We start from the raw sequence: 18,387 nt of genomic DNA, 5'->3' as shown, positions 1-18,387 counted from the left end.
CAAAATGCGGTACTACCGAGGCCTGAGAAAGACTGAGGTCGGCAACTCTGAACACAAGATTGCCGAAGCCATAAAGGCATCTTCTGTGGTTGTTCACGAACGGGCAGCAGGCCTGATTGTGGTCGCCATGAGGCCAAAGCGGAAAACAAAGCTGACTGTCGGAAATGACATCATCGACTCACACAAGACCACTGACTCATTAATCGCATATATCGTCAAACAGCTGGGGTAACCATGATTATTCACGAACACTTAGAGCAAGGCACACAAGAATGGTTAGAGGTCAGGCTGGGCAAGATTACCGGCTCTATGGTTGCCAACATCATGGCGAATGGCCGAGGTGGCAAACCGTCAGCGCAAACCAAAAGCTACATGATGCAGCTGATGGCTGAGAAGCTGACCGGCATCCCTACTGATTTTTTTCAGTCGAAGGATATGCAGTGGGGAACAGATCACGAAGATGAGGCGCGGGAGATTTACGAGTTTAACGAGGGCTTTAACGTTAAACAGGTCGGCTTTGTTGAGCTGTCGGAGTTTGTCGGCTACTCACCTGATGGGCTGGTCGAAGATGACGGGATGATCGAGATTAAGTGCCCAAAAACTACCACTCAGCTTGTCAGGTTTTTTGATAGTGTTGGCTTGCCTGCTGAATATAAGGCACAAGTTCAATTTGGCTTGCTGGTCACAGGCAGAAGCTGGTGCGACTTCGTATCCTATGACCCTCGACTTGAGGGCAAGGCCAGATACCTGGTGACAAGGGTATACCGAGATGAGGAGTATCTGGAGGAGATGGTCACTCGGATTAACAACTTTATCGAGGAGTTCCGCCGCCTGTTTCAGTTAGCAACATAGCAGTGCCCGACAATATCAATATCCATTGCCCTGGCTTTTGCTGGGGCAATGGCGCATAAGATGCCGTTTTAAGGGAGCCTTTTACAGCGTGGATTCAATACTAAAAAACCCCTATATCGCTGCCAAAAAGCTGACCGAGTTGGACATGACCGGCGTCAATTTAAGAGTCGGTGATAACTCATCAAGCAAGACCGCGCCAATTCGCGGCGAATACATAGAGCGCCCAATCTTCACCATGGCTTTTGGTCAGTGCGGATATGAGCGAATCTATACCAGCATCACCCACTGCGAAGATGCCAAGCATCCAAAATGGCCGAAACGAACCATTCTTTTTAACGAGTACAAAGAGACTCGCGACTCATCCCCCAGGTTCACACCTATCGGTCATACATATACTGACGCAGCCAACATCAACAGCTTTGTAATCACTGGCGGCTTTGCAGATGGCGTGACCATGTGGAATGCCCTGGGCAAGCCAAGTGATATTTGTGTCCTTGCCATCGTGTCAGAGAGACAGGCACCGGTGCTGGTCAGATTCATTAAAAACTACAAGCCAGGTGCAAAGGTTGTTGTCGCCCTGGACAACGACACCAAATCGAAAACCGGCCAGTTGTGTTGCATGGAGTCGGAAACTGATTGGGTTGTGCCATCAACACACAATGACTGGAACGACCTGTATCTGGATAAAGGGCTGGCCGAGGTGACCATTCAGGCTGGCAAAGTGCGCGCCGCGCTTCCAGGGTTCGATATGTGGAAGCTGCCCCCACTGGATGAGCGATGCAAGACGAGACTCATTGATACCCTGGCAGCACTCACGCCTGACGAACCAAAGGCGATTGCCAAGGTCATGGCAACCCTGATCCACAGAATGAAAAGCTCGCTGTTTACCAGGTTCTCCAATGCACGAAAACTGGTGGACTATCTTCTGTCAGTTAATCCCTACATTGCCATCGAGACACGCCGGACACTTGAAAGCCGGATCTCTACCATTGAGGCCGAAATCCTCAAGGGGGCAAAAGACCAGGTAACTATCAGGAGCGACATTAAGGCCAGGCACAAGACGCTGAGGTTTAAGTCAGTAGGCGAAGCCATGCCATATACCAACAGCGATGGTGTATTCATTATCAAAGCACCACACGCTGGCGGGAAAACATCAGTGATTGGGGTTCCGTGTTACCAGGGCGCAATCAGTCGCGGTGACTTCGTGGTCGTTATCGCGCACCTGGTCACGCTGGTATCTGACCTGGCGACCAAGTTTAACGCCGCACACTATGATTCGATTAAGCAGGAAGCAAAGGCAGCAAGGCACCAATTCACCAGGGACGAAATCGCATATCGGGGGCTGGCTGTGTGTCTGCCGTCCATTGCCGAAGCCAAAACCGGACTATCCAACCTGGTAAGCCGCTCCAACGTGGTCATTATTGATGAAGTCTCCCAGGTGATTCGGATGTGCGCCAGCAAGATTGATGGACTGCGCAACACCATTGTTTTCCAGAAGCTGGTCGAAATGATCCGAAACGCCGACCAGGTACTGGTGCTTGATGCCGATGCCGACTCATCGACTGTTGAGTTTTTGGAATACTGCAGGCCGCAAGAGAAGTTCACTATCGTTGAGGTGCCAAACCCCACGCCATCACAGTCTGGTTTGTCGGTGGAATGGTGCTGGGGCGAAGGTTACCGAGATATTGTGTATGCCTCCATGACAAAGGCGATAAGCGAGGACAAGCGCGTCATGGTCGCCACTGACGGGCGCGACACGGCAAAGCACATCCATAGCCTGTTAGAAAAAACCTATCCGGCGAAAAAGTTTCTCCTGGTCACATCTGAAACGACCAAAATCTATGGCTCACCAGCAGCAAGGTTTATGGAAAACGCCAACGTAGAGGCGGCAAAGTACGATGCCATTATCCATAGCCCCTCAATCAGATCTGGCCTGTCGATTACTGATGTTCACTTTGATGCAGGCTTTGCCATGTTCACCGGCAAAACGATTCTGCCGCAAGATGCCATCCAGCAGCTGCGCCGCGCAAGGATGATCACCCATTGGGTTGTCGGGGTTGCTGAGACATACGGCGAAGATATTGAAGATGCCGAATTGCTCCAACAGCAGCAGCGGGAGCTGGCCGAATCTGAGTTTTGGGCGCGGGGCTTCGATATTGATAGCCACGACATTGACTGGGTGAAAAACACCGTTGACGTTAAAGAGGCCAAAGCAAAGAACAACTTCGCACCCTACCTGTACCTGATGCTGAGGCACTACGGCTTTAACGTCACGTTCGCTGACCTGGAACAGATCGACTGTGACATATCGCTCCAGGAATACATTAAATCTCAGCGTGAAGAACTGAGCGCCAAAATCATATCGACTGCCAAGCCCTCAAACGAAGAAGCAGAGGCGCTAAGGGGTAAACCTGAGCCAACCATTGAAGAACGGGCAGCTTTGATTGTGTGGGGCATCTGTGAGGCCTGCGGCATCGACTCAGTGACAGAGGACTGGCTTTCATTTGTTAAGGCCGGACACCTGACCCATGCCAAGCGCTATATGTGGGCAACCAATCTGCCCTACTTCAATGAAGGCGATGGAGAGTCAGCTGCCCTGTATGACTTCAAATCAGCAAGGGCTGACGAGTCAAGGCAGCTGATGGAGCTGATTGGCTTTGAGGAGGGCAAAGAGCTAGTGATGGACAAGGCACTTGCCCAAAAGGTCATTGACCACGCCTGGAGCCGAAAAGAGCGCCTTATCTTCCTTCGGATTATGTCACCCAAGAATCTGGACAAGCGCTACAAGAAAAAGACAGTGCCAAAACCCAAACCGGCCAATCCAACCAAACTGGCTACTGAAATTTTGAAAGGGTTTGGCGTGATACTGAAATCGGCCAGAACTTACTGCGGAAAAGACCGCCATCGAGTGATGGTAACTGACACTGAAAAACAGGAGAAAATCACCCATGTTTGCAACCATCAATTCAGCATTCAGAACAGCACAAAATAACCCTAATTCGACAATAATCGAAGTGTGCAGAAAGTAACCAACCTATGGGACACATGGGTAGTCTTTTATTAAAGGAAAACGACCCATGTGTCCCATAAATTCGAGCAAATTTTAACCAGCGAGGTAAGGCAGATTTTGGGCTTAGAAACGAAGATTCAAAAGGACATTTTGAGCCTCTTAATCAGGGATGAAAATGTGGCTTGGGTTCACCGATGTAATACAGGAAAAGCACTGGTAAATGGTCGGGCTGTGGAGTTCGGCCTGGGAAAGGGAACTGCAGACATTATTGGGCAAATGAAAGGCGGCAAATTCCTTGCTGTCGAGATTAAGACACCAAAGGGCAAAGTGTCAGAGGCACAGCGACTCTGGCTAAACAGGGTGGCAATGCACGGCGGACTGGCTGCTGTCGTGAGGTCTACCGAAGATATGAGAAATGCGCTAAAGCACCATCACACGGGGGTTTTCGGGATATGAAGTGGACATTTGACCAGCTGTTAGAAGTCTGGGCTTATTGGGTAATCAACAAGGGCGCGGTGCCAGTAACTGATGTTGCCAGATGGTTCCAGGGCGAACAGGTACAGGCCGGAGAATGCACAAACCGCAAAGCAGGAACTGACCTTCTACTGAGCAGCCCCTACTTTTCGATACTGACCGATATCTACATCAATGACCTGACAGACATTCAGCGAGAAGTCCTCGCAGTCGAGTTGGGCATTGTGGATTTAAACGGAGTGAAGCCAAATAAGTTCCTGGGCATTAAGCAGCCAACTTATGCAAAGCGACTCCATGACGCAAAGCAGGCTGTCATGGTTAAGATTGACCAAGGTTTACGTGCACGTAAACTTGAGCGATTACTAATGTATAGGTTGACGCGCACGTCAACTTTGAAATCAGCAAATATTCAGTTATCAGAATTGCACACGCTAACGCTTTACAAGAGGTAATGATTTTGCCAAAATTTGATTGACTAGGAATAAACCCCTGGAACAACTTAAAACGACACCAGCAAAAAGCCCGTATCCGGGCTTTTTTTATGCCCGGAGATTAAGAAATGAAAGCATCAGAAGCGCGTGAAAAGTCCCAGTTTAGCAACCTGCTTGAGGAAATGATTACCCTGATTAATGAGGGTATTGCCGAGGCTACAGACAGCGGTTTGTTTGGCATGCTGGCACCTGTTCAGCTGCAATGCAAAGGCGAGGACAAAGAGGTCTGCGAGGCGATTAAGGCACACTTTCGTGAACTGGATTACGTTATCTCAATCACCCCAGTTGGCTCCCTAAGCATCATCACAATTGACTGGTAAGCAACATGCTTTTACTGACTCTGACTACCAAGACCGTCAAAGGTGTTGGTACCTTTGGCCGGTTGTTTTACCAAGGCCAGCAGATAGCGGTTAGCGTTGAGTGTGACTGGAACGACAACAAGCGAAATGTGTCGTGCGTTCCAGCGGGACGGTACGAACTCCGATGGATAGACTCTCCAAAGTACGGCAAGCGATTGCACATGCACAACCCTGATTTAGGCGTCACGCCTGCAGGGGCATCACAGCGAACGCATTGCATGATCCATCCGGCGAACTTCCCACACGAACTGCAAGGCTGTATTGCCCTGGGAAACTCCTGGCACCCGACCCAATGGGGCGTGTCTGACAGTAGATCTGCGGTTGCTGACGTTGAGGCACTATGCAGCAGACATGCCCAAATAGAACTGGAGGTGATCAGGCTATGACTTTAGACACAAACTCACCTGTTGCTCTTGGCGTTGTCGCGTTTCTTGTCACTTCGGCAATCTCTGTCAGCGTATGGGCAACCGTCCAGGCAAGTGAGCTTAGATCTGACATTCGTGTCCTAAACCAGCGCGTTGACCTGGTGAACAACTGGCAGGACAAAGAGCGGGACGCTATACGAAAGCGCCTGGACACGATGGACGATAAGCTGGATGAAATTCTGTCCGTGACAAGGAAATACGCTGATGATTAAGAGCTTTCTGTTTTCGTTCTTCAAACGCTGGATAGGCTGGCTTGCGGGTAAGCTACTCAGCCCCAAAGCCGTTACTGAGCTATTGCTGGACATTGCCAGGGCACACGTTAAACGAGGTGATACCACTTCGACCGGCGCACTGGTTGATTGGCTGGAAAAATACCTGTCTGACGAGCAGGCACACATGCGCGAACAGGCCGAAACTGCCAAGTCGCTCAAATAATTTCAGCATTCAGTATTGCACTCGACACCGGATTAACGCATCATTCCGGCTGAACCAGGGCGCTGGGTAGCATCATATCTATGGCGGTTTTTCATGGTTGGATGCTAAGTCGATGCTCAAGCGCCCAGGTTCAACCCCGAAACAACTTTTTGCTTGTGACGTTTTAGCCTCGCTTTTGCGGGGCTTTTTTTTACCTATCGTTATATTTAAATTCAGCTTATTCATTCAGAATCTAAAATGATCAATTAGATCAATTTGTTATATAGGCGTTGATATAGCTGGATTTAACAAATATTACAGTTTTATGTGCTTGACGCAGGGATTTATAAATAACAACCTAAAAAGGATTAAAGAGCTTCTTTAATTGTGCGTATAGGGCTAGGTGGCTTACCCCAACCGAAAAGGGCAATTTATTTTGCCCCTGCCCGACTTAAAGATATAGCTGCAAGGTTGTTATGGAACGGATTAAATATGGCTCATTAAAGGAAGCATTGAGCGCTTTTGATAATGGTGTACCGCTTTATAGAAAACTTGGGCCTCGATTTAGGCGAATTACAAGCGCTGCGGAAGTAGTCAAATACTTGTATAAGCTATGGGGCGTTAAGCAATGAAAAGAGCGATATTTAAAAACAATTACCCTGGAAAGCGTTTTTTCCTCGCAGCGTCAGGCGGATACATTATTTCGGCCTTTGTTATTTTGACTTGTGGCACATCCGCATTTTTGCAGCCAAATGGCGAAGGTTATGCAGAGTGCGCCTCCATAGGCGTCATTCACAAACATTTTACAAGTTACAGGAAGCAATGGGACACCTACACAATAATCACCGATGATGGAAAGAAAATGCAGCTACCGGTCGCAACGTGCGCCCTGCTAATTGGGTAATTGGTGTTGATCCGCCAATTTCAATAATGTAACCTGCAGCCCTCATCGACTTATTTTGTAAGAGTCACAATGAATCACAACGCAGTAAATGCACTTAAAAACAACGTCCCCTGGTAATACGTAAATCAAAGACCAGGTTGCGCCAAAAATTCATATTTGGCGCGCAGTTACACGTATTATTGGACGTAAATTTTTATGAGTATTGAAATCAGGTCAGCAATTCATGCTGACGCTGCGGCTGTGTCACGCTTAATGGAAGCAAACTATCTAACTAATGGCGGTTTGCTGTCCGCAATGTTTCCTGAGTCAAAGGTTATTGAAGTCATGGACGCCATGCCGATGATTGTCGCTGTAGACAGCGGCGAGCTGGTTGGCTTCCTGATGAGTTCAGAGCTTGATGGATACAAAGAAGTCCCTGCCGTACAGCGTATGCTGGAGGCATACAAGCCAACTGAGGGTGCCTACATATATGGTCCGATCTGCGTAAGCAGTTCGCACCGTGGACAGGGTATCGCTCAAGAGCTGTTTGCAGTGCTGAAAAGCCAAGTGCCAAGCACTGAGGGCGTCTTGTTCATTCGTAGCGACAACGACAAGTCAATCAAAGCCCACACCAACATGGGCATGACTATTCGCGGCGAGTATGAGCATGACGGCGTTAAGCACTTTGTGCTGTCGTACTTCTAAGGGGGCTACCATGGATATTAGCGCCCTATCTTCTATCGTTGTTATCTCCCTACTTGGGGCGATGACACCAGGCCAGAGCGTCATTATGGTTGGTCGTAACACCATAGCGAACGGCAAGAGCCACGGCATAGTCACTGCCTGCTCTCATGCTGTTGGTGTTGGGATATATGCCCTGCTCTGCCTGGTTGGACTGGCGGCAACGCTTAAAGCAAGTCCGCTCCTGTTTAACGGCATTATGTATACAGGGGCAGGATTCCTGGCATGGCTTGGATTTCAAGCCCTGACCAGCAAAAAAGGACTGGCAGAGCGGATCTCTGCTGGGGAAAAGGCAACCTACAAAGAATCTGCAGCGCAAGGCTTTGCAATGGCGATTCTGAATCCGAAGGTGATTATCTTTTTCCTGGCACTGTTTAGTCAGTTTATAAATGACAGCTACACCGCAACTGAGATTGCTATTGTCGCTTTGATTCCTGCAGTGCTGGATGCTGCCTGGTATTCATTTGTCGCCACCATAGTGTCCAGGCCAAAGATACTGGAGAAGCTGCGGAACAATGCTGGAATCGTGGATAAGGTATCAGGGGTAATACTTATTGCCCTGGCGATTAAAGTAGTTACAGGGTAATGAAATGAGACTAAGGAATATCGTGGGCGAACCATTGGAAGATAACGCGCCTGACGATATTCCGAAGTCGATGAAAGTTGCAGCCGCCCTGATACTGGAACAGGCCGACAAGATACTCACCGACAGAGAAAAGATATCGCTTGAAGATATCAAAAGGCGGGGAGTATCAAGCAAAGCCCAGATGAAATGGGTTAGCTACCTGTTTCGCCGGTTCAGAATAAAGATGGTTAATAACTAATTGGGCTAGGTACTCCCATGACCGAAAAGGGCGGTGTTAATAACCTCTCGCCGTCCCTGCCCTCCCCTTTTCCTCAGGGTCTATAAGTAAAGTGTACTTATGCACTCTTTTTCCCGCTTCGGCGGGATTTTTTTTGCACTTTTATTACAGTGTTATATGCGGTCAAGGCTTATTACCGAATGCTTTAAAAAACACAATTAGACTAGTTTGAAATATGGGCTAATTTTATTTGACTCAATCAAGATGAAATAAGAGTCTAATACCAAGTTTATGTATTCGGGCTAGGTTCCCTCACGGACTGAAAAGGCTGGTAGTGATACACGACACCTCCTCGCCAGCTCTGCCCACCTATTTAACCATAGAGGGACAAATGGAATTTAGGCGCGATGAAATAAACCCTGACTTACTGAGATTAGCCTGTGAGTTACATCTTTATAAGATTGGAACTTTTGAGCATGCCAAATGGCAATATAAAGCGTCTTTTTATGCTGCCATGATGTTTACTGCAATAGGGGTTTCAGCCGCCTGGTTTAGCACTAAATTTTCCATCCCCTTTTTGCTGGCTGGTTTAGCGGCATGTTTTATTTATTGGTATTCACTCCATAAATTTAAGCAATCCGCAAAAGAGATAAGAGCAAGCCAAATACGACTGTATAGAAACTACAGAATAGTAGACGTTGGCTCAGACTATGTTGTTTTCTCGCTGTATAACAAGGCCAGAAGGATAACCGTAGATATTGGAAACCTGACCAATCTGGTTATTAATGACTTGATGGACTTGGAAGGTGAATTTATAGCCTCACAGGGAAAGGCTATCAACGGATAAAAAACGCTCCGACTGTGCCTAACCAAACTCGGGGTAAAAACAACAATAGACACCCAGCACTTTGACCGTCAGTAAGGAAGCTGACCCCGATCCCCGACGCGCCTGTGTCGGGTTTTTTTTGTGCGTGTGATAATGTGACCAATGTCACATACAGCCCCGATTCCAGAGCCGCCTCACTGATCGAAATTTAACACTATTCAATGGCTTGTTTGCATTGTTATTCTGCGGCTCCAAATCAAAACCGAAGGGCAAAACACTATGAAAAACCAAATTACCGTGCTGACCGATGAGTCTGGAGTCAAAACACACGCAGTTGTGCCTTATGAGGAATATGTGTCCCTTATCGAAAACCGGCCTTACTGCCAATCCTATCCTGCAGAGGTATCAGAGCGGCTTTCAATCGGCCAGTCACTGCTCAAGGCGTGGCGCAAATACAAAGGCGTAAAAGCCAGCCAGATTGCACACAGACTTGGTATCAGCAAGCAGGATTACTTGTGCTATGAAAACATCCCTGGCTCTAAAGTGCCGGATATCATTATTGATGAAGCCGCATTTGCGCTCGGGCTGACACCGCAGCTTTTGACTGAGGGGGTGCAATGGACGAGGTAAAACGCTGCACTGACTACATCCGAGACAACATCGGGTTTAAACCAATGTCTGATGCAGAGCTGGCGAGACTGGAAAGCCTGCTGTGCGCAATCCTGAATGTCTCTGAGCATTCAGCCAGCGCTGCAGTCACATTCCATACCGATACAACTGAATATCTGTTTGAGGTAGCCAGAAGCTGCTCCAAGGTGGCATACAACATCCATGGTCAACGCTCAGGCACCATTAATGATGCTCAGTACAGGTCAGCGGCAACCATGCTCGGCCTGCGTGGTGAGCATGACCTGGTTAAACAGGCACTGATGGAGCGAGAACAGCGCCGGAGTGAGGCGGTCGAAGAAAAAGCCATTGCCGGTATGTACTGAACAGTAACCCGCCGCAGCGAGGCAACTTGCACTTAATCGCGTACAAGTTATAATAATTGTACGTAAATCGGTACAGGTGTTAGTTATGTCGATATTGACCTACTCAGAGGCGAGAGCCAATTTCAAAGCCGTATGTGATCGCGTGGTGGATGATTGCGATGTTGCAACCATCCATCGCCGTGACGGCGAAAACGTAGTAATCATGGGTGAGTCTGAATTTAACAGCTGGAAAGAGACAATCTATCTGCTGTCAAACCCCAACAACGCTACCAGGCTGCTAGAGTCCATTGCTCAAGCTGAATCAGGAAGCGCAAAGCCACGAACCATTGAGGGACTATGAGCTTACTGTTTACTGATCATGCCTGGGATGATTATGTGTATTGGCAAACCCAAGATAAAAAGATACTAAAGAAGATTAATAAGCTGCTCGAAGATATCAAGCGCCATCCATCGGAGGGAATTGGCAAACCTGAGCCTCTAAAAGAGAACTTGTCAGGATATTGGTCAAGACGGATTACCCAAGAGCATCGGATTGTCTACAAATTTAATGATGACACGATAACCATTGTCCAGTGTCGATTCCATTACTAACCCGCTTCGGCGGGTTTTTTTATGTCTCCTGGGGGGTGGCGGAGTAACCCGACTATTAGGGCGAAACAGCCAACACTGTCGCCGCGCAGCACCCAATCAAGGCGGCTCGAATCAATGTAAGGGGAAAACCCATGGCAATAGAGCAGGTGCAAAGCAAATGCAGAGAACAACTATCCCAAAACGCAAAAAAAATCGGTTTTTTGGCCTACGCAATCGCGCTGATGGCGTGTTTATCGACCGCAGCATTAACAGCACTCGGGATGGCGACTCCAGCCGACCTCGGGATTGCGATGGCGGCAATCATGGCTCTCATGATGCTGGATGCAGCAATCAAAACGATTCTGGTAGCTCTAATTCGCCGGATTGTGGCTGAACTTGAGCGAGCCCAAAAGCTGCCCCTGGTGTTGATGGGACTGGCAGACAAGCTGGTTTTTATCAGCCTGATTTCAATGTTAGTCCTGTCCCTGGTGATAGGAGCTAAAACCTTATGGCTGGCCTTAGCGTAAAAATCGACTCAGAGCCCGCATTCAGAATGTCAAAGGACATTGCCAAGCTATCAGAGCGCGGCATGCTTCGGGCAAACATCAATTCAACTAACCGCATCCTAACCCACGCCAGAAAAGCCGCTATAGAAGCCGGTGCCAGAAAAACAGGCCTTACAAAATCCATTCTGAGAAAGCGCTTTGTAGCCAAGCGCGCTGACGGCAGAAAGGGCAGAAAGGCTGTCGCTATGGTATGGGCAAGCCGCTCTGGTCGGGGCTTCCATGACCACCTCACCAAATCCAAGGCGCGTGACCCAGGCTTTTTCCGTAAGCGCAGGGGTAAGGCACCACAGAGGGGTAAGGCCAGAAGGGGCGGGGATAGACGGGCATCAAAATACTACAGACATAAAGGCCTATATACGAACAACTGGTATGGCAGCAAGCGCCTGTTAGTTGGTTCATTCCTTATGCCTATGTCGAGCCGCAATCGGGAGGGGGGAGCGTACACACACATAGCCGCCAGGCGTATATCCATGGGACGAGATAGCAAGCTCGAATTTCCATGGGGCACCAACGCTGGCCGATTGCTGAGATCTAAGGTTGTTGATACTGCGTTTGGCAATGCTGTTAAGCAGGTAGCCAATAAGTACATGCGCGAGGCCTATCACGACCAGGCAAACAAGATGCTCAAGAAGCGATACAAGTAAGCCTATGTGCAGGGGCATGTGGTGAGGGTATGCCCCATGGCATAGGGGGCACCCCATACCCCACTCCCCCCTCCCCCCCTATGCCCAACAAATTTATTTTTCTTAAACAAAAAATAAACAACAGGTTCTTTCTGGCGGAGTCGGCAGAGTTGTGGGTCACGAGTCGCGGGATTTAGCGAAATTTTGACCCCCTAAAGCCCTCCTACCGAGAGGAAAACGCAAACAAAGTCAAGCCATTTTCTTAGGAAAGTGGCTTTTTTTTTGGGTGAATTATGGAAATCGTGAATAAAAAAGTCGCGTCCGCTTTCTTGGGGATATCGGTCAGGCAGATGACCGATAACGAAAAGCGGAAACACGACCCGATCCCTGTCCACTTTAAAGGTGGCGGCAGGCATCCAAACGAGTACAACGCCGCAGATTTAGGTCGATGGGTTGAGCGTCAAGTCAGAGCCAGCCTAATGAAAGACAACGGCGAAGTATTAGACCTGGAGATGGAGCGCGCCCGACTGGCTCACCACCAGGCTAACAAAACTGAGCTGGAAGAATTGAAGCTGTCCGGCAAGTTGGTACCCGCTGACGATGTTGCAAAGGAATGGGAAAAGGTCGCCGTAGCGGTAAAGGCAAAGATGCTCGCCGCGCCGGCAAAATATTCTCATAGAGCTTTAGGAATCACAGACCTACGCACAGCCAACGCACTTTTCACTGAAATTTTCCGCGAAGTCCTATCGGAGTTAGAAAGCTATGAGCCAGATACAAAGTCTGGCTGATTGCCGGAGAAACTTTTTCGCAGCGCTGGCACCGCCGCCAGTCCTCAAGGTGTCCGATTGGGCAGATGAATACCGCATATTGTCTTCTGAGGCATCAGCGGAGCCTGGTAGATGGAACACTGACCGCGCCCCTTATCAGCGTGAAATGCTCGACTCAGTTTGTGACCCCGAAGTGGAGCGGGTTACTTGCATGACCTCAGCCCAGGTTGGCAAAACTGAGCTTCTGCTGAATGTCAGCGGGTTTTTCATGCACCACGACCCCAGCCCAATCATGACGGTGCAGCCCACAGTGGATATGGCAAAGGCCTATTCCACTGACCGACTATCACCAATGATCCGAGACTGCCCTCACCTTGCCAGCCTGGTTGATGGAGGTCAGAAAGATAAGGTACTTCACAAGACATTCACCGGCGGACATATCACGCTGGTTGGCTCCAACTCTCCAAGCTCCCTGGCATCCAGACCTATTCGGATTGTCCTGGCGGACGAGGTGGATAGATATCCATTCTCAGCCGGTGCCGAAGGTGACCCGTTTAACCTTGCGGTAAAACGTACCACCACATTCTGGAATCGAAAGATCTTCGCCGTATCAACGCCAACGATACGGGGCTCATCCCGAATAGAGCAGATGTATGAACTCAGCGACAAGCGCAGATGGCATCTGCCCTGCCCTGAGTGCGGTCACCTGCAGCCATTGACCTGGGGACAAATCACTTTCGAGCCGGTTGGTCATTCCTGCATCGAGTGCGGAACAGTGTCCACTGAGTTTGCCTGGAAGTCGCAAAAAGGTATCTGGATACCAGAACGGCCAGAGGTGAAAAACCACAGAGGCTACCACCTTAACGAGCTGGTCAGTCCGTGGCGTATGTGGCAACAGGTCATTGATGACTTTAAGGCCGCGAAGGGCTCACCGGAAACGCTGAAAACTTGGGTGAATACTTCCCTGGGCGAATCGTTCCAATCCGAGGGCGACTCACTGACAACCAGCGAGATTGCCAACAGGCGCGAAACCTACTCCGCAGATGTACCAGCCGAAGTGGTAACCCTATCCGCTGGCGTGGATGTTCAGGCCGACCGATTGGAGATCCTGGTGATTGGCTCCGGCCAGAAAGGCGAGCTTTGGAATATCGACTTTCAGATCATCCGAGGCGACCCAAGTCAGCCCCTGGTATGGAAAGCCCTGGATCAGTATCTGCTGGAGCCAATGAAAAGTGAGAAAGGGCATCTGATGCGAGTCAGAACCTGTTTCATTGATACCGGCTACCTGGGCGACCACGTTCGGATGTTTACCAAGCCCAGGGAAAGCCGTGGCGTATTTGGCTGTCGTGGCTCCTCTGCCAGAGACAAGGTGTTTTTCACGAATCGCCCTTCTACTTCAAACGAACAGAAAGCCGCTGTGTACCAGCTTGGCGTGAGTGACGGTAAAGACAAACTTTTCCAGCAGCTCAAAATCAACATGCCTGGCGCTGGCTACATCCATTATCCGCGCAAGCTCTGTTTTGATGATGAGTTTTTCGAGCAGCTGACCAGTGAGCGCGCCGAGATTCGCTACAAGGACGGACGACCACAGCGGGTATATGTGGCACAGCGCAAACGTAACGAGGCGCTGGATATCACTCTCTATGCCATAGCGGCAAATCAACACTTTATCTCTAACTACGTGGCAGGAGGCGGCTGTGGATAATCACCTTCCAAGCCAGATAACCGCTGGCGACTCTATAACAGTCATATTAGACCCGTTCCTCTGCGACTACGGTTCGGAGCTGTGGCGCTATGAGCTGTTGCTAACCAATGGCGCGATAGTCCAGAAATTCGGCTGCAACGGCCAGAGCAGAATCCATATCCCTTACCGGACTACGCAATCACTAAAAGGCACCTGGCACTGGAAGCTGACTATCTCAGAGCGCAACAAGACGGCTGACGAAATGACAGTGATTACTGCAGCTACCGGCGCACTGACGATTGCAGACTTCCAGGCAATGACCGTTTCATCCTCAGCGAGTGAAGCAGACCACGCCAAAAAGGCACTGGCCGCAATTGAGGCGGTGCTGGAGCAGTCCGCGACCTATGAGCAGATGCAGATGATGGTCGCTGGCCGGTCACTGATGCGATATGACCCGCAGAAGCTCCTGCAGTTGCGCGACCACTACCGAGCCGAAATCAGGCGGCTTTCATACATGGAAGCTAATCCAGGGAAAGTGCCATTTGGCCGACTCACTATTAAGGGGCGCAGATAATGTATTTCCGACAGATGGGTGAATCCCTAATCCGCCGCTCTGCCTCATATCGACAGACCAGATCTATCATGCAGATGCAGGACGGGTTTAATCCTGACCATGCACCACAAACGCCTGACACTCTGGTGAATGCGCTTCTGAGAAAGGCCAAAGGTCATGCCCGAAACCAGTATTACACCAACGAGTTTGCAAAACGGGCAGTTCAGCTGATCACCGATGGCGTATGTGGAGCAGATGGTTTTACTCTCCGCTCCCGCGCAACTGATACCAGGTATCAGCCTGACGATATCGCACGGCTGGCAATTCAAACGGCATTCACAAACTGGTGTAGGCCTAAGCACTGCGATTTGCGACAAGGCCAATCGTTTACTGACATTACCAGGTCAATTGTCGATGCCCTTTGTTATGACGGTGAGGCGTTTATCCGACTTCACTACGATAAGAGAGTGGGGCTCCGGCTGGAGCTTATCGACTCCCTATTTATCGACATATCGAAGAAGGACGCCATCACCAGCACAGCCAAAGGCAACTATGTGCGATTCGGCATCGAGTACAACCAGAAAGACCAGCCGGTGGCCTACTACGTCAAAAAGAATGCAGGCTCTGACTCTGACCTGACCTCTGGCTATGCGATAGGCAGCTATGAGCGGGTAACTGCAGACAAGATGCTCCATGTTTTCCAGCGGGAATGGGTTGGACAGCGCCGTGGATTTCCAATTCTGTTTACCAGTGCCAACACACTAGAGCAGGGGGACGAATACACAGACTACGCACTGCAGGCGGCTAAGTTTGGCGCTCAGTTCAGGATGTTTGCCGAGGTAGACAAAGACCTCACAGATATGATGTTTGATGCAAACGGTAATGTCATAGAGGCAGAGGTCGCAGCCGCGCCAAATGATGTAACCGTGATGCCGAAGGGTTACAGCATTAAGACCAGCGCCAGGGAATATCCAGCCAGCCAGTATGACGGCTTTATCTCCCGAATATTGCGCCGCTGCTTTGCCGGTGTAGGTCTGGATTACTCCATTGCAGCAAATGACCTGGCAGGCGTGAATTACTCATCACTCAAGGTTGGATCTGATACTCAAAAGACACGGTTCATGGCTATTCAGCGATTGCTGATAGACCAATTCCTCACACCAGTGTTTGACGAGTGGATGGAGTACCAGCATTCGCTACAGCTCATCAAGATTAAAAACAAAGCGCTATCAAAGGCGCTTTTTTTCTATCTGCCGCATGAGTGGTACGGACGCAGATGGTCAGCACTTGACCCTGCAAAACAGGCGACAGCCTACGAGAAAGGACTGGCCGCAAATACCACATCAGTCTCCGCCATCATCCGAGAAACCTCTCAGCGTGACCCTATCGAGGTGTTTAAGGAGATAGCGGAGGAGCGCGCCATCATGGAAGAACTCGGGATTACTCAGTCCCAGGTAATGGAAGCCGTAACCGAGCCGCCACCGGATGGTGACACCGAAGAAGAAACCGAAGCCCCTCAATAGAGGGGCTTTTTTGTTGGAGGAATAGATGGAGAGAACCCGCTCAATTCCTACCGAAATGCAGCGAGTACGGATGCTTATCCGTGAGGCTGCAATCGACCAGGAAAAACGCACAGTTCGGGTTGTGTTTTCCACGGATGAGCCAGTGGATCGCGGTTCCTATACCGAAATCCTCAGCCATGAACCTGGGGCAATGGACACCACCAGGGTAGAGGCAGGCGCAGCCGTTCTGTGGAATCACAACTGGGATAACCACATCGGTATCACTCAGGACATTGATATCGACCATGAATCAGGACTTGCTCGGGCAACCCTTCGATTCAGCCGCAAGGCATTCGCCGAGGAAGTCTTTCAGGACATTCAAGACGGAATCCTGACCCACGTTTCAGTGGGCTATTTCATCGAGCAGGAAACCGAGGCCAGGGATAAGAACGGCCATACCACCTACACAGCCACGCGCTGGACTCCGCACGAAATCAGCGTTGTTCACACGCCAGCAGATCTCGGGGCTCAAATCGGCAGAAACGCCGAACAGCAGCCACAAAAACAAACAACTGACACTGAGGTAATTGATATGCCCACTGAAAACACCAATGAAAACGTAAACACCGCCATTGAAGCAGAACGCGCTCGCTGTGCTTCTATCCAGAACCTGGGACAAAAGCTGGGCGTAGCACCTGACCGCATTGCAGAGGCTCAACGCTCTGGTGAATCCCTGTCAGAGTTCGCAGACAAGGCCGAGGCAGTGAAGCCACCACAGGCGACCCGCTCCAATGCTGAGGAGGCTGGCATCACCGACAATGACCTGGAGAAATTCTCTATCTCCCGCGCCATGACGGCATCTATCACCGGCAACTGGAAAAAGGCAGGACTGGAGCGCGCTGTATCTATGGCACTGGCTGACCAGCGTGGTAAAGAAGCGCGGGACGGTGGCCTGATCATCCCGCATGAGGCATTCATCCGTCAGATGTCCACCCGCAACCAGGTAAGCGACTCTGCCCCGCTGATTACAGATGCTCGCCGCGCAGATCTGTTTATTGACCTGTTGCGTGAGCAGTCTCTGCTGGGACGCCTCAACATGACCATGCACTCTGGCTTGGCGGGTAACGGTTCAATCTCTATGCCGCGCCAGACTGGTGACGCTGCCTGTAAATGGGTTGGCGAACACGGCACCGCTGACAACTCCAAGGTGCCAACTGACCTGGTAACCATCAAACCAGGCACACTGGTTTGTGCGGTACCAGTCTCCCGCCGCCTGCGTCTGACCTCCTACGCGAATCTGGATGCCATCATCCAAAACTCCATGGTTAAGTCCATGGGTCGCGAGTTGGATAAAACCACCATCTACGGTGCAGCAGATGACAAGCAGAACCAGCCGCAAGGCATCATGAATCGCACGATTCAAGAGGCAGAGCTTTCCAACGTCAACACGCCTACATGGGAAGAACTGTTGGGAATGGAGGAGCTGCTGCTGGATGAGTCTGCATCAGGTAACAACATCCTGTTGATCAACAACAAGATGCGAACCCACCTGAAATCAAAAGTTAAGACAGGCAACACAGCCTTGTTCCTGATGGGTGATGACAACCGCACCATGGGCTATGAAACCATTGCCACCAACATCATGAAGTATGCCACTGGCGCGACTCCTGTTAACGACATGCTACTGATGAATCCAGAGTATGCAGTCTGGGGCTTCTGGAGCGACCTGGATGTGATCTTCCAGCACAAAGAGGAGGACGACTCCTACATCATCCGCATGTTCCAGGATGCCGGTTTTGCTCTTGAGCATGACGAAGCGTTTGTTAAGACCAAAAAGAAAGCCTAACGGTCA

25 protein-coding genes are annotated in these 18,387 nt (G+C 50.0%); all 25 read left to right on the top strand.

Annotated features, from left to right (window positions below):
- The first annotated feature begins 4 nt into the window (after positions 1 to 4).
- The 25 genes from ACFOE0_RS00445 (at position 5) to ACFOE0_RS00325 (ending at position 18,381) form a co-directional block, all read left to right on the top strand.
- Complete coding sequence (locus ACFOE0_RS00445) at positions 5 to 232, top strand: hypothetical protein (RefSeq protein WP_248936463.1); 228 nt, start codon at positions 5 to 7, stop codon at positions 230 to 232.
- Between the two features lie 2 nt (positions 233 to 234).
- A complete protein-coding gene (locus tag ACFOE0_RS00440) occupies positions 235 to 852 on the top strand; it encodes a lambda exonuclease family protein (protein WP_248936462.1) in 618 nt (205 codons plus the stop codon).
- An 88-nt stretch (positions 853 to 940) separates the two neighbouring features.
- A complete protein-coding gene (locus ACFOE0_RS00435; protein ID WP_248936461.1) occupies positions 941 to 3,844 on the top strand; it encodes a plasmid replication protein, CyRepA1 family in 2,904 nt (967 codons plus the stop codon).
- Positions 3,845 to 3,931: 87 nt separating this feature from the next.
- Positions 3,932 to 4,318 (top strand): VRR-NUC domain-containing protein, encoded by a 387-nt coding sequence (locus ACFOE0_RS00430; protein WP_248936460.1) that lies wholly within the window; start codon positions 3,932 to 3,934, stop codon positions 4,316 to 4,318.
- Positions 4,315 to 4,788 carry a hypothetical protein gene (locus ACFOE0_RS00425; RefSeq protein ID WP_248936459.1) on the top strand — a complete coding sequence of 158 codons (474 nt, stop codon included), beginning with the start codon at positions 4,315 to 4,317 and terminating at the stop codon, positions 4,786 to 4,788. The genes ACFOE0_RS00430 and ACFOE0_RS00425 overlap by 4 nt, the downstream gene beginning before the upstream one ends.
- Positions 4,789 to 4,895: 107 nt before the next feature.
- Positions 4,896 to 5,147 (top strand): hypothetical protein, encoded by a 252-nt coding sequence (locus ACFOE0_RS00420; protein WP_248936458.1) that lies wholly within the window; start codon positions 4,896 to 4,898, stop codon positions 5,145 to 5,147.
- Between the two features lie 5 nt (positions 5,148 to 5,152).
- Positions 5,153 to 5,572 carry a DUF5675 family protein gene (locus ACFOE0_RS00415; protein ID WP_248936457.1) on the top strand — a complete coding sequence of 140 codons (420 nt, stop codon included), beginning with the start codon at positions 5,153 to 5,155 and terminating at the stop codon, positions 5,570 to 5,572.
- The gene (locus ACFOE0_RS00410) at positions 5,569 to 5,823 is read left to right on the top strand and encodes a hypothetical protein (protein WP_248936456.1); all 255 of its coding nucleotides are present in this window, start codon (positions 5,569 to 5,571) and stop codon (positions 5,821 to 5,823) included. The genes ACFOE0_RS00415 and ACFOE0_RS00410 overlap by 4 nt, the downstream gene beginning before the upstream one ends.
- Positions 5,816 to 6,046 carry a hypothetical protein gene (locus ACFOE0_RS00405; protein WP_248936455.1) on the top strand — a complete coding sequence of 77 codons (231 nt, stop codon included), beginning with the start codon at positions 5,816 to 5,818 and terminating at the stop codon, positions 6,044 to 6,046. Before ACFOE0_RS00410 ends, ACFOE0_RS00405 begins: the two co-directional genes overlap by 8 nt.
- 607 nt (positions 6,047 to 6,653) lie before the next feature.
- Complete coding sequence (locus ACFOE0_RS00400; RefSeq protein WP_248936454.1) at positions 6,654 to 6,929, top strand: hypothetical protein; 276 nt, start codon at positions 6,654 to 6,656, stop codon at positions 6,927 to 6,929.
- A gap of 195 nt (positions 6,930 to 7,124) precedes the next feature.
- Positions 7,125 to 7,613, top strand: coding sequence for a GNAT family N-acetyltransferase (locus tag ACFOE0_RS00395; protein ID WP_248936453.1), 489 nt, complete (start codon positions 7,125 to 7,127; stop codon positions 7,611 to 7,613).
- Positions 7,614 to 7,623: 10 nt separating this feature from the next.
- Positions 7,624 to 8,235: a LysE family translocator gene (locus ACFOE0_RS00390; protein ID WP_248936452.1), complete on the top strand. Its 612-nt coding sequence runs from the start codon at positions 7,624 to 7,626 to the stop codon at positions 8,233 to 8,235.
- A gap of 4 nt (positions 8,236 to 8,239) precedes the next feature.
- Complete coding sequence (locus ACFOE0_RS00385; protein WP_248936451.1) at positions 8,240 to 8,473, top strand: hypothetical protein; 234 nt, start codon at positions 8,240 to 8,242, stop codon at positions 8,471 to 8,473.
- A gap of 370 nt (positions 8,474 to 8,843) precedes the next feature.
- Positions 8,844 to 9,299: a hypothetical protein gene (locus tag ACFOE0_RS00380; protein WP_248936450.1), complete on the top strand. Its 456-nt coding sequence runs from the start codon at positions 8,844 to 8,846 to the stop codon at positions 9,297 to 9,299.
- Positions 9,300 to 9,557: 258 nt separating this feature from the next.
- A complete protein-coding gene (locus ACFOE0_RS00375) occupies positions 9,558 to 9,908 on the top strand; it encodes a helix-turn-helix domain-containing protein (protein ID WP_248936449.1) in 351 nt (116 codons plus the stop codon).
- Complete coding sequence (locus tag ACFOE0_RS00370) at positions 9,896 to 10,270, top strand: hypothetical protein (RefSeq protein WP_248936448.1); 375 nt, start codon at positions 9,896 to 9,898, stop codon at positions 10,268 to 10,270. Before ACFOE0_RS00375 ends, ACFOE0_RS00370 begins: the two co-directional genes overlap by 13 nt.
- 85 nt (positions 10,271 to 10,355) lie before the next feature.
- The gene (locus tag ACFOE0_RS00365; RefSeq protein WP_248936447.1) at positions 10,356 to 10,610 is read left to right on the top strand and encodes a type II toxin-antitoxin system Phd/YefM family antitoxin; all 255 of its coding nucleotides are present in this window, start codon (positions 10,356 to 10,358) and stop codon (positions 10,608 to 10,610) included.
- Positions 10,607 to 10,861: a Txe/YoeB family addiction module toxin gene (locus tag ACFOE0_RS00360; protein ID WP_248936446.1), complete on the top strand. Its 255-nt coding sequence runs from the start codon at positions 10,607 to 10,609 to the stop codon at positions 10,859 to 10,861. The genes ACFOE0_RS00365 and ACFOE0_RS00360 overlap by 4 nt, the downstream gene beginning before the upstream one ends.
- Before the next feature lie 131 nt (positions 10,862 to 10,992).
- Positions 10,993 to 11,367 (top strand): hypothetical protein, encoded by a 375-nt coding sequence (locus ACFOE0_RS00355; RefSeq protein WP_248936445.1) that lies wholly within the window; start codon positions 10,993 to 10,995, stop codon positions 11,365 to 11,367.
- Positions 11,349 to 12,050 carry a hypothetical protein gene (locus tag ACFOE0_RS00350; RefSeq protein WP_248936444.1) on the top strand — a complete coding sequence of 234 codons (702 nt, stop codon included), beginning with the start codon at positions 11,349 to 11,351 and terminating at the stop codon, positions 12,048 to 12,050. Before ACFOE0_RS00355 ends, ACFOE0_RS00350 begins: the two co-directional genes overlap by 19 nt.
- 272 nt (positions 12,051 to 12,322) lie before the next feature.
- Positions 12,323 to 12,817 (top strand): hypothetical protein, encoded by a 495-nt coding sequence (locus tag ACFOE0_RS00345; protein WP_248936443.1) that lies wholly within the window; start codon positions 12,323 to 12,325, stop codon positions 12,815 to 12,817.
- Positions 12,792 to 14,501, top strand: a complete 1,710-nt coding sequence (locus ACFOE0_RS00340) for a phage terminase large subunit family protein (protein WP_248936442.1) — start codon at positions 12,792 to 12,794, stop codon at positions 14,499 to 14,501. Before ACFOE0_RS00345 ends, ACFOE0_RS00340 begins: the two co-directional genes overlap by 26 nt.
- Positions 14,494 to 15,054, top strand: a complete 561-nt coding sequence (locus tag ACFOE0_RS00335; protein WP_248936441.1) for a hypothetical protein — start codon at positions 14,494 to 14,496, stop codon at positions 15,052 to 15,054. Before ACFOE0_RS00340 ends, ACFOE0_RS00335 begins: the two co-directional genes overlap by 8 nt.
- Entirely contained in the window at positions 15,054 to 16,556 is a 1,503-nt protein-coding gene (locus ACFOE0_RS00330; RefSeq protein ID WP_248936440.1) for a phage portal protein, read from the top strand. Before ACFOE0_RS00335 ends, ACFOE0_RS00330 begins: the two co-directional genes overlap by 1 nt.
- Positions 16,557 to 16,581: 25 nt before the next feature.
- Positions 16,582 to 18,381 carry a phage major capsid protein gene (locus ACFOE0_RS00325; RefSeq protein WP_248936439.1) on the top strand — a complete coding sequence of 600 codons (1,800 nt, stop codon included), beginning with the start codon at positions 16,582 to 16,584 and terminating at the stop codon, positions 18,379 to 18,381.
- Positions 18,382 to 18,387: the final 6 nt, after the last annotated feature.

The organism is Shewanella submarina (genome assembly GCF_042646185.1).
Taxonomy (GTDB): Bacteria; Pseudomonadota; Gammaproteobacteria; order Enterobacterales; family Shewanellaceae; genus Shewanella; species Shewanella corallii.
Note: the sequence above shows the minus strand (reverse complement) of the source record. Positions and strands in the feature narration are given on the sequence as shown.

Coding starts and splice junctions, on each gene's coding strand:
- ACFOE0_RS00340 (WP_248936442.1), top strand. CDS start 12,792: ATGAGCCAGATACAAAGTCTGGCTGATTGCCGGAGAAACTTTTTCGCA.
- ACFOE0_RS00395 (WP_248936453.1), top strand. CDS start 7,125: ATGAGTATTGAAATCAGGTCAGCAATTCATGCTGACGCTGCGGCTGTG.
- ACFOE0_RS00445 (WP_248936463.1), top strand. CDS start 5: ATGCGGTACTACCGAGGCCTGAGAAAGACTGAGGTCGGCAACTCTGAA.
- ACFOE0_RS00420 (WP_248936458.1), top strand. CDS start 4,896: ATGAAAGCATCAGAAGCGCGTGAAAAGTCCCAGTTTAGCAACCTGCTT.
- ACFOE0_RS00330 (WP_248936440.1), top strand. CDS start 15,054: ATGTATTTCCGACAGATGGGTGAATCCCTAATCCGCCGCTCTGCCTCA.
- ACFOE0_RS00345 (WP_248936443.1), top strand. CDS start 12,323: ATGGAAATCGTGAATAAAAAAGTCGCGTCCGCTTTCTTGGGGATATCG.
- ACFOE0_RS00350 (WP_248936444.1), top strand. CDS start 11,349: ATGGCTGGCCTTAGCGTAAAAATCGACTCAGAGCCCGCATTCAGAATG.
- ACFOE0_RS00440 (WP_248936462.1), top strand. CDS start 235: ATGATTATTCACGAACACTTAGAGCAAGGCACACAAGAATGGTTAGAG.
- ACFOE0_RS00410 (WP_248936456.1), top strand. CDS start 5,569: ATGACTTTAGACACAAACTCACCTGTTGCTCTTGGCGTTGTCGCGTTT.
- ACFOE0_RS00355 (WP_248936445.1), top strand. CDS start 10,993: ATGGCAATAGAGCAGGTGCAAAGCAAATGCAGAGAACAACTATCCCAA.
- ACFOE0_RS00390 (WP_248936452.1), top strand. CDS start 7,624: ATGGATATTAGCGCCCTATCTTCTATCGTTGTTATCTCCCTACTTGGG.
- ACFOE0_RS00415 (WP_248936457.1), top strand. CDS start 5,153: ATGCTTTTACTGACTCTGACTACCAAGACCGTCAAAGGTGTTGGTACC.
- ACFOE0_RS00365 (WP_248936447.1), top strand. CDS start 10,356: ATGTCGATATTGACCTACTCAGAGGCGAGAGCCAATTTCAAAGCCGTA.
- ACFOE0_RS00325 (WP_248936439.1), top strand. CDS start 16,582: ATGGAGAGAACCCGCTCAATTCCTACCGAAATGCAGCGAGTACGGATG.
- ACFOE0_RS00370 (WP_248936448.1), top strand. CDS start 9,896: ATGGACGAGGTAAAACGCTGCACTGACTACATCCGAGACAACATCGGG.
- ACFOE0_RS00360 (WP_248936446.1), top strand. CDS start 10,607: ATGAGCTTACTGTTTACTGATCATGCCTGGGATGATTATGTGTATTGG.
- ACFOE0_RS00400 (WP_248936454.1), top strand. CDS start 6,654: ATGAAAAGAGCGATATTTAAAAACAATTACCCTGGAAAGCGTTTTTTC.
- ACFOE0_RS00385 (WP_248936451.1), top strand. CDS start 8,240: ATGAGACTAAGGAATATCGTGGGCGAACCATTGGAAGATAACGCGCCT.
- ACFOE0_RS00425 (WP_248936459.1), top strand. CDS start 4,315: ATGAAGTGGACATTTGACCAGCTGTTAGAAGTCTGGGCTTATTGGGTA.
- ACFOE0_RS00375 (WP_248936449.1), top strand. CDS start 9,558: ATGAAAAACCAAATTACCGTGCTGACCGATGAGTCTGGAGTCAAAACA.
- ACFOE0_RS00405 (WP_248936455.1), top strand. CDS start 5,816: ATGATTAAGAGCTTTCTGTTTTCGTTCTTCAAACGCTGGATAGGCTGG.
- ACFOE0_RS00380 (WP_248936450.1), top strand. CDS start 8,844: ATGGAATTTAGGCGCGATGAAATAAACCCTGACTTACTGAGATTAGCC.